This window comes from uncultured Draconibacterium sp. (assembly GCF_913060805.1).
GTDB lineage: Bacteria > Bacteroidota > Bacteroidia > Bacteroidales > Prolixibacteraceae > Draconibacterium.
Genome location: NZ_CAJXTC010000025.1, coordinates 20,366 through 36,158, shown reverse-complemented (window position 1 = coordinate 36,158; position 15,793 = coordinate 20,366). Strand labels below are relative to the sequence as shown.

The 15,793-nt window shown below is 41.1% G+C and carries 6 protein-coding genes; all 6 read left to right on the top strand.

All coding sequences use genetic code 11. The features are described from left to right. The first annotated feature begins 6 nt into the window (after nucleotides 1–6). The 6 genes from QZ576_RS15040 to QZ576_RS15015 all read left to right on the top strand — a co-directional run bounded on the left by QZ576_RS15040 (nucleotide 7) and on the right by QZ576_RS15015 (nucleotide 15,777). The gene (locus tag QZ576_RS15040) at nucleotides 7–1,299 is read left to right on the top strand and encodes a glycosyl hydrolase family 8 (protein WP_297098608.1); all 1,293 of its coding nucleotides are present in this window, start codon (nucleotides 7–9) and stop codon (nucleotides 1,297–1,299) included. A gap of 260 nt (nucleotides 1,300–1,559) precedes the next feature. Then, nucleotides 1,560–5,480 carry a response regulator gene (locus QZ576_RS15035; protein ID WP_297098607.1) on the top strand — a complete coding sequence of 1,307 codons (3,921 nt, stop codon included), beginning with the start codon at nucleotides 1,560–1,562 and terminating at the stop codon, nucleotides 5,478–5,480. Nucleotides 5,481–5,760: 280 nt separating this feature from the next. Then, a complete protein-coding gene (locus tag QZ576_RS15030; protein WP_297098606.1) occupies nucleotides 5,761–7,500 on the top strand; it encodes a glycoside hydrolase family 43 protein in 1,740 nt (579 codons plus the stop codon). A 282-nt stretch (nucleotides 7,501–7,782) separates the two neighbouring features. Then, nucleotides 7,783–10,935, top strand: a complete 3,153-nt coding sequence (locus QZ576_RS15025) for a TonB-dependent receptor (protein ID WP_297098604.1) — start codon at nucleotides 7,783–7,785, stop codon at nucleotides 10,933–10,935. Nucleotides 10,936–10,945: 10 nt separating this feature from the next. Then, nucleotides 10,946–12,850 carry a RagB/SusD family nutrient uptake outer membrane protein gene (locus QZ576_RS15020; RefSeq protein WP_297098602.1) on the top strand — a complete coding sequence of 635 codons (1,905 nt, stop codon included), beginning with the start codon at nucleotides 10,946–10,948 and terminating at the stop codon, nucleotides 12,848–12,850. Nucleotides 12,851–12,906: 56 nt separating this feature from the next. After that, a complete protein-coding gene (locus tag QZ576_RS15015) occupies nucleotides 12,907–15,777 on the top strand; it encodes a SusC/RagA family TonB-linked outer membrane protein (RefSeq protein ID WP_297098600.1) in 2,871 nt (956 codons plus the stop codon). Nucleotides 15,778–15,793: the final 16 nt, after the last annotated feature.

Here is a 15,793-nt window from a genome sequence, read left to right as displayed (position 1 = left end):
TTACCAATGAACTTAAAACTTAAAACCATAAAATATAAAGCTGTTTACAAGGTGTACTTGTTAATGTTGCTTTTAAGTATTTCCTCTGTTTTATTCGCACAAACGAATCAAAAAACGGGAGCTTATTACACGGGTGAGTATCCAAACCTCCTTTTACAAGCCGGTTATTCACAAACCGAAATTGATGCCAAATTGAAGAAAGCTTACACAGATCTTTTTGAAGGGCCGAACCGTGTTTATTTCGAAGTGGAAGATTCACTGGCCTATGTTTCCGATTTGAAAAACCACGACGCACGTTCAGAGGGAATGTCGTACGGAATGATGGTGGCCGTTCAGTTCAATAAAAAGGAAATGTTCGACAAGCTCTGGCGTTGGAGTAAAAAATATATGCAGCACCAGTCGGGGCCGCGCGAAGCTTATTTTGCCTGGAGTATCAACCCAAAAACCAACGAGAAAAATTCAGTTGGTTCGGCTTCCGATGGTGAGTTGTATTTTGTAACCTCGCTGTTGTTTGCATCTAACCGTTGGGGTAACGACACCGGAATTGATTACTATGCCGAGGCGCGCCGCATACTGGATGCAATGTGGGCAAAAGACGGAACAGGCGGCATTCATCATGTAATAAATGTGGAGCACAAACAAATAAGTTTTGTTCCCGAAGGAGATGGTTACAACTGGACCGATCCGTCGTACCACTTACCGGCGTTTATGGAAGTGTGGGCCGATTTTGCCAACGATGGTCACGAACAGTTTTACCGCGATTGTGCCGATACGGCTCGTGTATTTCTGCATCGTGCTTGTCATCCGGTAACCGGCTTAAATTACGATTATGCCAATTTTGACGGCTCAAAACACGATGCGCGTTGGATGCCACAGGCGTTTCGATATGATTCGTGGCGCGTGCCTATGAACATTGCCATGGACTACGTTTGGTTTGACAAAGACAAAGCGTGGCAGGAAGATTACGCCAGCCGGTTTCAGGGATTTTTGCGAAAAGAGGGAATTAAAACATTTAACGATCAGTATAATCCTGACGGAACAGAGCCGGAATGGATTCTGGCTGCAGGAGGATACAGAAAACTGCGTCATTCGTTGGGTTTGGTGGCAACTTCGGCTTCTGCCTCATTAATTGGAGATGTTGATCCTGATTATGATTTTGTGCACGAGTTGTGGAATGCCAAATTCGAACCTTACGATGACGGTTACTTCGATCAGTATTTCGACGGCTTGATGTACCTTTTTAGTTTAATGCATTTAAGCGGTAATTACCAGGCAATATTACCCGCTGCAGCGAAGTAAGGAATTGCGTTTTTGAATTAGTTATGAGATTTAGTTTTTATAGTTATTGATAGATTAGTTTACATTGATCAGAAGGATCCGGAAAAGTATAAAACTTCATCCGGGTCCTCTGTCATTTTGCTAACTAGTACCAGCCGAGAGGTGTTTTTAAGAAAAGAGGGATAAATACGAAAGTCATTTTTATTAATAGTAGTATAGATTGTTTTAAGAATTTCTGTTTTTTTATACTGTGATAAGCTATTAAGTCTGGGGAGGTTTTTATGAAGAGGTATTATTACATTCTATTTGTTCTATTCTGTTTCATCGGTGCGAACTCAGTGTTGTTCGCTCAAAACCGTAATAATGTTCATTTTTACAATCTGAACGATGAATATGACATTTCCTTACGCGAAACCAACAAGGTTTGTGGCAACGATAATGGTTTTATCTGGATCTCGTCGAAAATGGGAATTATTCGTTACACGCAGGACGATATTCGTATTTACCAACTTCCTTACGAAACCACGGATATTGTTAATGTGAAGTTGACCTATTCAGAAAACGGGCTCTATGCTTTTACCAATAGTAGTCAGATTTATAAATACAACGAAATAAAAGACCGTTTTGAGTTTCTTGTTAATCTCTCTCAGAAACTTCGAAATCCATACCTGTCAGTTTCCAGTTTGTTGGTTGATCAAGAGGGACGTTTATGGATTTCAACAACCGCCGGAATGTTCTACTTTTCAGAGGAGGAGGGGCAGAAAGCTACATCGGTAACAAATGGTATTCGGGCCATGACCTGGCTGGATGATGAGACAATCATATTTTCGGCTACTGACAGAATTGGTATTTATAATACAACGGACATGAGTGCCGGAACCTATTTTGAATATCCTGAGGACGAAGTGTTCAGTGTTTCTTTTTTGTCCACTAAAATTATACCCAACGAGATATGGATTGGAACGATTGGAGACGGGGTTTATGTGTTGCGCGATGGTGACGAAAAGCAATTAATACATATACCTGATATTGCCAATCAACCTGTTCTTGCAATCGAAAACTATACAGGTTCATCTGTATTAATTGGAATTGACGGACAAGGAGTTTGGGAAATAGATAAGTATACTCACCAGATATTAGATGTAATGAAAGAAGATGCCGATAATCCTGAATCGTTAAAAGGGAACGGCGTTTACGATATATACCGCGACAAGAATAACCGAATTTGGGTGTGTACCTACAGTGGCGGAGCTTCTTATTTCGATATGGCTAACCCGGTGTATTCGCAGATCAGGCACATTACAAACAATACAAATTCGTTGATTAACGATGATGTAAACGATGTACTGGAAGATTCACGTGGCAACCTTTGGTTTGCTACGAATAACGGCATTAGTTTTCAGAATGTTTCTACCCGACAATGGAAATCGTTTTACCACAATAATGAAGACGACGCGCAGGTATTTTTAACCCTCGAAGAAGATAGCCGGGGAAGGATATGGGCCGGTACTTATTCTTCGGGTGTGTACGTTTTAGATGAAAAAACAGGCCGCGAGTTAAAACACCTGAGCCAGAAAACTACAAATGGTCAGTTTGCCGGCGATTACGTGTTTGATTTTATGGAAGACCGGGATGGTTTTTTGTGGATCGGTGGCGTTCGGGGCGACTTAATTCGCTATGATTTAAGACGAGATGAATACACTTCATTTCCAATTGTTACGGCCGGTAAATTAGTTGATTACGAAGAATACAAATTGCTGATATGCAACACCAACGGACTTGTTTTATTCGATAAAAATACGGGTGAGACTGAAAATATTGTTGAAGGCAATATTATAAACGATATATTCTTAAAAAACAACGAGGCTTGGCTTTGTACCGTGGGAAGTGGAGTAATTCACTACGACTTTGTAACCGGGGAAACGGAAAGTTACACGGTAGATGAAGGCCTGCCTTCAAATTTCATATCAAGTATCGAGTACTTCAATGGTTATCTCTGGATTGCAACAGAACAGGGACTGTGCAGGATGGATGAAAAGGATAAATCGGTACTAACATTTAATTCGTTTCCGGGTATTAGCAATGTATCGTATAATCTTCGTGCCTCGCAGATTATTGATGATGGGCGATTGATGTGGGGAACAAATAACGGGGTGGTAATTGTCGATCCAAAAGAAATTGAACCGGTAGAAGGTAAGGGGAGCATATTTTTGCAGGAACTTTCCATATCGGGCCGATCCATTCGCGATCTCGATTCAACTATGCTCGACAGTCCGTTGAACGAACTTGAAAAATTGTCACTGAAATACACTCAGAATACCATTACGCTTGAAATGTTACCCATCGAGGTCGTTTCTCCGGGAGCTAAATTCTCCTGGAAAATGAATGGTCTTGATGAGGATTGGACAAACCCTTCAAACAACAGGATTCTTTCTTATTCAAATATTCCAAGCGGAGATTATACCTTGCAAATTAAGATGTTCGATAGCTCAAATACACGGCTTTTGGCCGAGCGTTCCATTGAGTTAAATGTTATTCCACCTTTTTGGGCAGCCTGGTGGTTCCAACTGCTTGTAATTACCTTCGTCGTTGGGCTGCTGTTCTTTTTGCTTCTCTATTATATTCATAACCTGAAGAAAATCCATTCGGAAGAAAAGATCCGGTTTTTTGCCAATACTGCGCACGATATTCGTACTTCATTAACCCTGATCAAAGGTCCGGTAGAAGAGTTGAACAAGGAATCCGGTCTGTCGGGAAAAGGGCATCATTATTTGCACCTGGCAACGGAACAAACGCAACGTTTGCTAAATGTGGTAACACAACTTATGGATTTTCAGAAATCGGATATAGGGAAAGAACGCCTTTCGCTTCAAATGGTGGATTTGGTAAAAATCATCGAAAACCGGGTAATGATGTTCGAATCGTATGCGGGCAATAAAGATATCGCTCTCAGGTTTTCGGCTAATCTTTCTGAATTTATTACAGCAATCGACGAAACATTGATCGACAAGGTAGTTGACAATTTAATCTCGAACGCCATAAAATATTCGAAACCAAATACTGAGGTTACAGTCCGTTTAAACTGTTCGGAAAGCAGATGGATGCTTGAAGTTCAGGATCATGGAATAGGAATTAGCAAAAAGGCACAACGTCAGTTGTTTAAGGAGTATTACCGGGCCGAAAATGTGGTGAACTCAAAAATTGTTGGGTCTGGTATTGGTTTACTTTTGGTAAAAAACTACGTGACTTTGCATGGCGGAAAGATCAACTGTATAAGTCAGTTGAACGAAGGTTCGTTGTTTCAGGTAATCATTCCGGTTAAGAGCGTTGACGTTTCGTCGGTTGAAAAGAATGAACCTGCAGTGGAAAATGCCATTCCGGTTGAATCTGCCCGCGAATTAAGCCCGGCAGCTATGAATGAAGAAGATGATGAGCAAGAGCAGGTTACGCTTAAAATGAAAGTGATAATTGTTGAGGATAACGAATATTTACGCGAGTTTCTGAAAACGGCAATGGAACCACAATTTCAGGTATACCTGGCCGAAGATGGGGTACAAGCCTGGGATATTATTCAGAAGCAAACGCCCGATTTGGTAGTTTCGGATATTATGATGCCCAACATGGACGGTTTTGAGTTGTGCCGTAAAATTAAATCAACCTATGAAACCTCGCATTTACCAATTATTTTATTAACCGCTTTGGCTGGAAAAGCTGAACAATTGCAGGGACTGGGACTTGGTGCCGATGATTACCTCACTAAACCATTTGATGTTTCCATTCTTCAGCAACGTATTCGATCGTTGATTAATAATCGCGAAATCATTCGTGAGAAAGCCTTAAAGTTGATTCGCAGGGGAGAGGAATCAGCCATTGTGGAGAACCAACTCAACGATAAATTTCTGAAAAGCATGATTGAGGTGGTACATGAAAACATGGCGAATGCACAATTTTCGAAAAACGATTTTGCCTCTGCCATGAATGTTAGTCCTTCGCTTTTGTATAAAAAAATTAAATCGCTGACGGATCAGTCGCCTACAGATTTCATAAAAGCTGTTCGTTTAAATCACGCCTTGGAGTTATTACAAACAAAAGAACTTTCAATAACCGAGGTAAGCGAGCAGTGTGGTTTTGCCAGTGTGGGGTATTTTAGTACCGTATTTCGTAAACACTTCGGAAAATCGCCTACTCAAATGATGGGATAAGGATTCCTGAACCACTTTAACACTCATTTATTGTTTAAAATTACAGACAATAATCCTCTTATTTGCCTGATTTACACATCCTTTTGCTAAAAATGTGCTTTTGTAAGTATCAGTGTTCCAGTCTGTTCTGTCCCGTGTTCTGAATTGTATCTCAATTTAAACATTAAATATCCAAAATTAAAAATCGTCGTTGGTAGCTCATTATATTTTTGAAATTGACAACGAGTGAATAACGCATGGCGAAAGCACTCATAATTGTTCGCCTAAATTGAAAGTATAAATGAAACTAACGAACTTAAATCAGGCTTTGATCTTAATTCTTGCATTCGTGGGAATTATTTTTTCTACTTCCTGTAAGCAGATGTCCACTTCAATCCGTCCGGATTTTAAATCCGATAGTTTGGTGGCACATTTTGATTATTTCACTTATACCGGCAACGACGATTTCTACAACGAGAATCCATTACCCGGCGACGATTATTATTACAATCCGATAATTCCGGGGTGGTATTCCGATCCGAGTATTTGTACCAACGGAGAAGATTATTTCCTGGTTACTTCCACGTTCAGCTATTTCCCGGGTGTGCCTATTTTCCACAGCACCGATTTAATGAACTGGAAACAAATAGGAAATGTGTTAAACCGGCCGGAACAATTACCGTTGGAAGGTCAGGGGATTTCGCGCGGGATTTTTGCTCCGGCAATTAGTTACAATCCGCATAACAAAACCTATTACATGATTACCACAAATATGCTTGGTGGTAATTTTCTGGTAAAAACCACTGATCCCTTTGGCGATTGGTCCGATCCAATCTGGTTACCCGAGGTTCATGGTATCGATCCTTCGTTGTTTTTTGATGACGACGGCAAAGCGTACATCGTAAATAATGATGAACCGGATGGAGGATCTACTTACCAGGGACATCGTGCTATTCGTGGTATTGAGTACGATTTGGAAACCGATAAAACGGTTGGCAAAAGTATAATGTTGGTGAATGGTGGTGTTGACCTTTCGGAGAAACCGATTTGGATTGAAGGACCACACATGTATAAAATAAATGGAAGCTATTACCTGATGTGCGCAGAAGGTGGTACTTCAGTAAATCACCGTGAAGTAATATTTAAAAGTACAAAACCATTTGGTAAATATACGCCGTGGGATGAAAATCCGATGCTTACCCAAAAACATCTTAGTCCGGAGAGAGAGTTGCCAATTACCTGCGCCGGACACGCTGATATCATTCAAAAAGACAATGGAGAGTGGTGGTCGGTATTTTTGGCTTGCCGGCCTATCGATAACAAATTCGAAAACCTGGGGCGCGAAACATTTATGATGCCCGTGCGATGGGGCAAGGACGGTTATCCTTATATGACCAAAGGCGACGAAGTGGTTCCCCGCATTATTCGCATGGAAGGCGTAAAAAGAGACTCGTCGATCACTTTCGGGAATTTTACAAAGAATGATGAGTTTGATGCCGCAACCTTAGGAATGGAGTGGTTAACCGTGCGCGGAAATGCAGCCGGTTTGTATTCGCTAGCTGAAAATCCGGGTTACCTGAATTTAAAATGCGCCGATGTAGCAGCCAACGAACTAAAAGTTCCTGCCTTTATTGGTCGACGTTTGCAACACCATAAATTCGAAAGTACCAGTGCCATGTATTACTCGCCAAATTCTGAGACGGAATCGGCCGGTATGCTAATTATGAAAAATGAGCAACATCAGTATTTAATGGTGGTGGAGAAAATTGACGGACAGACTGCGATTTCGGTAAAAAAGGTGGGAGCAACAACCCTTGATGTAGTAAGCTCCGAAACCATCATTCTACACGACGAACAAATACGACTAAAAATAGCCTCCAACGGGTACGAATTTTCTTTCTACTACGCGCTTGGAGACGATGACTGGAAACTAATAGCAGATAAAGTTGATGCTTCTTTTTTGTCGACTGCCAGAGCCGGTGGGTTCACAGGAACAACCATTGGTATGTATGCGTCGGCTAAGGAGTTCAGTTTTGAATAACAAGAAATTTAATCAATATCATTTATGAACACTAAAACTTTGATCTTATGAGTAAAAACATCTACAAAAGACATTCTGTCTTTCATTATTTCCGATTACCTGTACAATGCTCGCCGTAAAGGTTGAGCCAAATCAATTCAGAGTAAGTAAAAATAGCTTCTAATGAAACGAATCCCGATCCGTCGGTTTGACGCAGGGATGAGTTCCATCTTAGTCCTTAAAAATTAAACATTTAAGAAGATGAAATTTAGAACTCTTTTATCAATTTAATTAGAGAATATAATGAAACACAGAATTAATTTATCATCTCAAAAAGTTGCTTTATCGTCACTGATAAAGAACTACTTGATAAAAACACTGGTATTAGTACTTGGGATTTTAATCAATACATCGCTGTTTGCACAAGATACCAGAACGATTAAAGGTACTGTAGTCGATGATCAGGATATGCCTGTAATTGGTGCAACGGTAATCGTTAAAGGTACTACTATCGGTATTCCCACAAATGTGGATGGAGATTTTGAGCTGAATGTTCCAACGGATAAAGAGATACTTGTAATCTCGTTCATTGGAATGGAAACAAAGGAAATTGATATTTCCAACCAGAGCCAGATCAATGTTACGCTCGAATCGTCGAGTGTACAACTGGAAGAAACAGTTGTAGTTGGTTATGGTCAGCAGAAAAAAGAGAGTGTAGTTGGAGCAATTACACAAACCACCGGAGATGTTCTTGAAAAATCGGGTGGTGTAACAAACGTAGGTACTGCGCTTACCGGTAAATTGCCGGGGGTAATTACCTATTCTTCTACCGGTCAGCCTGGTTCTGAAGATCCAAAGATTATTATTCGTACACAATCATCGTGGAATAACAGCGATCCGCTTATTCTTGTTGATGGAATTGAACGTTCGATGAGCGATGTAGATATTTCATCGGTTGAGAGTGTGTCGGTATTAAAAGATGCTTCGGCCACTGCAGTTTATGGTGTACGTGGTGCAAACGGTGTAATTCTTATTACTACAAAACGCGGTAAGCAAGGTAAAGCCAATATTCAGGTTCGTGCCAATGCTACCATGAAGATTCCTTCAAAACTTCCTGAGAAATACGATTCATACGATGCCTTGATGTTACGTAATCAGGCAATCGAACGAGAAATGGGTGTGTCTCCGGTAAGTTGGGAAGATTATACGCCAATGTCGGTAATTAATAAATACCGCTATCCGGCCGACCTTACCGAATTTGAACGCTACCCAAATGTAAATTGGGAAGATGTGTTGTTCAAGGATTTTGCGATGGCGTACAACGCAAGTATCAACGTATCGGGCGGTACCAAATTTGCCAAATATTTTGCTGCGGCCGATTTTATTAACGAAGGCGACTTGTTTAAAACAGTTGATAATGGCCAGGGTTACGATCCCGGTTTTAACTACAACCGTATCAACGTTCGTAGTAACCTCGATTTTCAGTTAACCAAAACTACCAGCTTCAGTGCGAATTTGTTTGGTTCGAACGGTGTGCAGCAAACACCGTGGAATTTCAATGGTAACGGGCCTTGGCAGGCAGCTTATTTTACTGCGCCTGATGCCATGCAACCTGTTTACGAATCAACCGGAATTTGGGGTTTTTATTTCCCACACGATGCCAACCAGCCAAACTCGGTTTTCCAGTTGGCACGTAACGGAATTGAAAAACAAACGCAAACAAAAATTACCACCGACTTTATCTTAAAACAAGAGCTTGATTTTATTACCGAAGGTTTAAAATTTGAAGGTTCTTATTCTATCGATAACACTTTCAGAGAAGTTGACAGGGGAGTACAAGATAATTCTTTCAAAACTGTTCAACGTATGTGGGTTGATCCAGGTAACGGCGAAATTATTTATGATTTGCCAATTGATGCATCAACGCAATTCGATTATATCGATCAGATTATATGGAGTACACAGGCGGGTAATGTAAGTACTAATTCAACTTTCAGAAGACAGTACTACTCGCTGCGAATGAACTACGCCCGCGATTTTGGAAAACACAATGTTACTGCGCTCGCACTGTTCAGTCGCGAAAAGTATGCAGGCGGTAGCGAATTTTCCCATTTCCGCGAAGACTGGGTATTCCGTAGTACATACAACTACGGAGGAAAATATTTCTTCGAAGTGAACGGTGCCTACAACGGATCGGAAAAATTCGGACCTCAAAACCGCTTTGCTTTCTTCCCGTCATTCTCGGGAGGATGGATGATTTCGGAAGAAAGTTTTATGGAGTCAGTTTGGTTCCTCGATATGTTGAAAGTTCGTGGTTCGTGGGGTAGAATTGGTGATGATGCCGTTGGTGGCCGCTGGTTGTATGCCGATCAGTGGAGTTACGGAGATAATTCATTATTGGGAGCGATTGCATCAAACGCATCGCCTTACGAATATTTCAGAAATACATCGATTGGTAACCCTGCAATTTCGTGGGAAACCGTTGAGAAAAGAAATATTGGAGCCGACTACTCATTCTTTGATGGTTTAATCGCCGGTTCGTTCGACTACTTTAACGACAACAGAACTGACATTCTTATTAGCGGTTCATCGCGTGCAATACCTTCGTATTTCGGAGGATCGGCACCTACCGGTAACCTTGGAGAAGTTAAAAGTTCTGGATTCGAGCTTGAAGTGAGGTTAAGCAAGGTAATTAATCAGAGCCTCCGACTTTGGGCCAATACCAACTTTACACACGCTACCAACGAGGTTATTTTTGCCGACGATCCGGAGTTGTATCCTGATTATCAGAAAACTGCCGGATATGCTATTAACCAAACTTCGTCGTACATCGATGCCGGATACCTGGCAAGTTGGGATGATGTGTTGGGAAGTACAAACCGCCAGATTAACAACGGAGTTAAGTTAGCCGGAGATTACAATATTGTTGACTTTAACGGCGACGGACTTATTGATAATTACGACAGAGCACCTTACGGATATACAGGAGTTCCGCAAAATACATTTAGTACAACAATTGGAGCCGACTGGAAAGGTTTAAACTTTTCGATGCAGTTTTATGGTGTATCAAACGTTACAAGGGAAGTTCTTTTCCCAACTTTCTACCAGGCCAAAAACAGCGCGTACCTCGAAGGAACGTATTGGACTGTTGAAGATGGTGGCGATGTTCCTTTACCACGATGGATTGCTTCCAAAGGTGATGAATCGCGCGGTACAAGATACCTGTACGATGGTTCGTACATGCGTTTAAAAACAGCCGAACTCGGATACACATTTTCCGGTGGCTGGATACAACAGGCAGGTATGAAAGCTTGTAAGTTATACGTGAGTGGAAATAACCTGATCTTGTGGACAGATATGCCGGATGACCGCGAAAGTAACTTTGGCGGAGGCTCAAGAACCGGAGCATATCCAACCATGCGTCGTGTTAATTTAGGTGTTGATATAACTTTCTAAAACTAATGCAATGAATTTGAGAATAAAACATATAAAAACGCTTATTGCGACATTGCTTTTTACAAGCGTGTTAGGGCTGGTTTCCTGCGAGGATTACCTGGATAAAGCGCCTAATAGTGATATTAGCCCAACAGAACCTTTTGAGAATTTTAGAAATTTTCAGGGATTTACCGAAGAATTATACAACTGTATTCCGGTTTACACACTTTATGCGTGGCATAATACCTGGAATATGGGCGATGAAGAACACTGGGATCAATCAGCTACCGAAGTATTTGCTTTTGATATTGACCGAGGTAACTACTGGGACTGGAGTGCTTATGGATCTCCGTTTGGAACCGGAACCTCAGGAACTAATTCTACTGATTCAAAACAAAAAGGAAATGTATGGGGATTTTCGTGGTACGGTATCAGAAAAGCAAATATCGGGTTAGAAAACCTGGAGCTGCTAATTGATGCTACACAGGAAGAAAAAGATTTGATTGAAGGACAACTTTACTTCTTCCGAGGCTGGTTTCATTTCCAGTTAATGAAATATTGGGGAGGACTTCCATATGTTGACCATGTAATTCCTGCAAACGAACCTATTCGTATACCTCGTTTAAATTACCAGGAAACTGCAGAAAAAGTAGCTGCCGACTTACAGCGGGCTGCTGAGTTGTTACCAATTGACTGGGATGATACCGATGCCGGTAGAGCTACTCTGGGTAATAACATGCAGCGTGCTAATAAAATTATGGCGCTTGCCTACCTCGGTAAGAACTTGTTGTATGCCGGTAGCCCGTTAATGAATGAAGCTTCCGGAGGTTCTGCAACTTACAACGAGGATTATTGTAAACGTGCAGCTGACGCTCTTGGCGAAGCCCTGGCTTTGTCAGAATCAACAGGACGATACGAATTAGCTCCTTTTAGCGAGTACACCGAATTGTTTTACACGCAAAACAGTGGAGGTAGAATTCCCGGTTTAAAAGAAACCATCTTCTGGGAAAATACTGTAGGAGCTGCCGGACGATTCAGATGGAATCAGATTAATAACTACATCCCTAAAGACATGAGTCAGGGGGGATATTATATCAGCCCGACAGCAAACTATGCTTTCTTCAATTACGGAATGGCGAATGGTTTGCCAATCAACCAAGACAGAGATGTAACGGAAGCCGATGGAGCATCGGGATACGATCCGGAATATCCATGGAAAGACAGAGATCCAAGGTTTTATAAGGATTTTATTTTGGACGGTGAAAGGTGCAGTGCAACCGAGTCGCTTCAGGAAGACATTCAGTTTGCCAGCCTGTATTCAGGTGGTAGATTCAGAACCGTAAACGGAGGTCGTTCAAACCTTACCGGCCTGATGCTTACAAAATGGAAACCACGCTTAGCAGAACGAAATACCGAAAGTACAACAATGAGCAACAATTGTACGGTATTGAGTTTGATGCGTTTAGCTGATGTTTACTTAATGTATGCCGAAGCTACAGCAGTTTCTTATGGTGTAAGTGCAAGTTCAAATTCTTATTCGCTGTCGGCTGCTGATGCAGTTAACGTTGTTAGAGACAGAGCAGGCGTTGGGCATGTTGCCGATCAGTATTTATCGTCGATCGACGGTTTTATGAGCGAGCTACAGAGAGAACGTGCAGTGGAATTATCATTCGAAGGACACCGTTTTTGCGATTTACGCCGATGGAAACTTCTGGATAAACAACCATATACCTTAAAACAAGCACTTGAATTTGAAAGAGATCCGGAAGGTTTATCAGGTGCAGCACTAGCTGAGGATTATCAAAATGCTAAAGTATTGAATTTGAGTATGCACACGATTTTTGAAAGACATCTCACTTCAAAGCATTACTGGTTTCCATTTTTACTTGATGATATTAATCTGTATCCTGAGTTTCAACAGAATCCGGGATGGTAAATTGATTAATGATGATAAAGTTTCAATTGATTTATCAAACTTTAATTTGAAATGAAATGAAGAAAATATTTATTTATACCTGCTCAGCTTTATTTGCCATACTTACAATAGGTATGGAAAAAGTTCAGGCGCAGGCAAATCCGGATAGCATTATTTATCTCTCATCGGGGGCCAGCGCTGACGACGGTCTGCTGAAGACAGATTCACTTGTAAATGTTGCATTTGGTACCCAGGCCAAAGAAGATATTCTTGGTGCGGTTTCAACAGTTAATGTTGCATCATTACTGGATATGAATTATCAAACCAATTCGCTCGACGGAATCCGCAGCTTTGTTGGCGGTTACACGGGCAATGTTTGGGGCCAGGATCCTTTAATCCTTGTTGATGGTATTCCGAGAGATGCTGATGATCTGCATGCTACCGAAGTAGAGTCGGTTACTGTTTTGAAAGGAGCAAGTGCAGTGGTTCTTTACGGAAGTAAGGCCGCCAAAGGAGCTATCCTTATTACCACTAAACGTGGTAAAGAGCAACCTTTAACCATTTCGGCACGAGCAAATACAGGAATGTATGTTCCTAAAAGTTATCCAAAATATCTTGATGCTGCCGGTTATATGTCGTTGTACAACGAAGCATCAGATAACGATGGTATTGCACGCATTTACGACGATGCTACAATCTACAACACTGCAGAAGGAGTTAATCCTTATAAGTATCCTGATATCAGCTTTTTCTCTTCCGAGTATTTAAAAGAAGCATATAACAAAACGGATGCTACTGTTGAAATTTCGGGTGGAGATAAGAAAACGCAGTTTTACACCAACTTTGGTATGACTTATAACGACGACATCATTAAATATGGTGAACAAGCCGAAAACCAGGACCTTAACTTTAGGGTACGCGGTAATGTTGATATGCAACTTACCAGTTGGTTGTCTGCTACAACTGATGCTGCCGTAATTTTTAACAACAACTATGTTGGGCGTGGCGATTTTTGGGGAAGCAGTTCCTCAATGCGACCAAACTGGTTTACTCCTTTTATTCCGATAAGTATGCTGGATGCTAACAATGCCGACTTGCTAAGTATTGTTGAAAACAGTAACCACATTATTGATGGCGAGTATTTACTGGGCGGTAACAATGCAGTGCAAACCAATACGTTTGCCGACATGTTGGAAGCCGGTTATATTCGCTATAAAACCCGTGTTTTCCAGTTTAAAGTAAGTACCAACGCCGATTTGAGCGGAATTACAGAAGGTCTGTCGTTTAAAAATACTTTTGCTATTGATTATAACAACAGGTACTCGGAAGCTTTCCGTGTTGGATATGCGACTTACCAGCCGGCCTGGTCGAATATGAACGGTGAGGATATGATTATTTCGCTTACCAAATATGGTGATGATACCAACTCTACAAACGAGTACATCGGTGACTCAAGCTACAAGCAAACCGTTACATTTTATTCGCAATTAAATTACCTAAGAACATTTAATTCAGTACACAATGTTACCGGTAATATTGTAGGATGGGGATATCAATCGCGAAATTCAGTTGATGAAGATCATGAAGGTAGTGATTATCACAGCCTGAGCAACGCCAACCTCGGATTTCAGGCAGCCTATAATTATGCACACAAGTATTATATCGACCTTTCAGGTGCAATGATTCATTCGGCAAAATTGCCAAAAGACAACAGAAATGCTTTCTCGCCTTCAGTTTCTTTAGGATGGAGATTAAGCGACGAGAATTTCATGGAAAACGTGTCGTTTATCAATAATCTTAAATTAACCGGTTCGTATGCAAAACTGAATCAGGATATCGATATTGAAGAATACTACATGTACCAGGGATACTACGATGATTCTGCATGGTATCAGTGGAGAGACAATGCAATGGGTGGCCCGACCGTTTTGTCGGAAAGAGGTTCAAACCCTGATTTGGATTTTATTACACGCGAGGAGTACAGAGTTGGTTTGGAAGGAGCACTTTTCAACAACAAAGTTGCCTTCGATGTAAACTACTTTAATCAGACAACCGATGGTTTATTAATCCAGGGCGATAACACAATTTATCCTTCGTATTATTCAAGGTGGGATTACTCGTATTTGCCTAACATTAACTACGACCAGGACGAGAGAAGTGGTTTCGATTTTGCGGTATCGCACAACAATAAATTTGGCGATTTCGAATACAACATTGGTTTTGTAGGTATGGTTTATAGTTCTGAAGCAACCATCAGAGATGAAGTTTACCAGGACGATTACCAATACAGAGCCGGCAAACCTATCGATGCATCATTTGGTTATGTTTCGGAAGGATTCTTCGCCGATCAGGCTGATATCGATAATCATGCAACTCAAACTTTCGGAGATGTTTTACCTGGCGATTTGAAATACAAGGACATGAACAACGATGGAATTGTTGACACACGCGACCAGGTTGAACTTGGGAAAAGTGGTAATTCTGCTTCGCCGTTCACTTACGGTGTAAATTTAACGCTGAAGTATAAAAACTGGACATTATTTGCAATGGGACAAGGACAGTCAGGAGCAATCGGGTACAAAAGTTCATCGTACTACTGGGTTTACGGAAATCGTAAATATTCAGAACCGGTTCTGGGACGATGGACACCCGAAACTGCTTCTACTGCAACTTATCCGCGCTTAACTACTACATCCAATACCAACAACTTCAGAAATTCAAGTTTCTGGATGTATAACAACGATCGTTTCGATTTAACCAAAGTTCAGCTATCATTCGATTTCCCTGAAACGATGTTTTCAGCCAATTCGTTGCTTAGCAATTTAGGTTTATATGTAAGCGGAGAAAATCTTCTGACCATTTCAAAAGAAAGTGAAATGATGGAATTGAACGTTGGACGTGCTCCTCAGTACCGTTTTTATAACATAGGTATTAAAGCTACTTTCTAATCTAAAATTTAAAAAG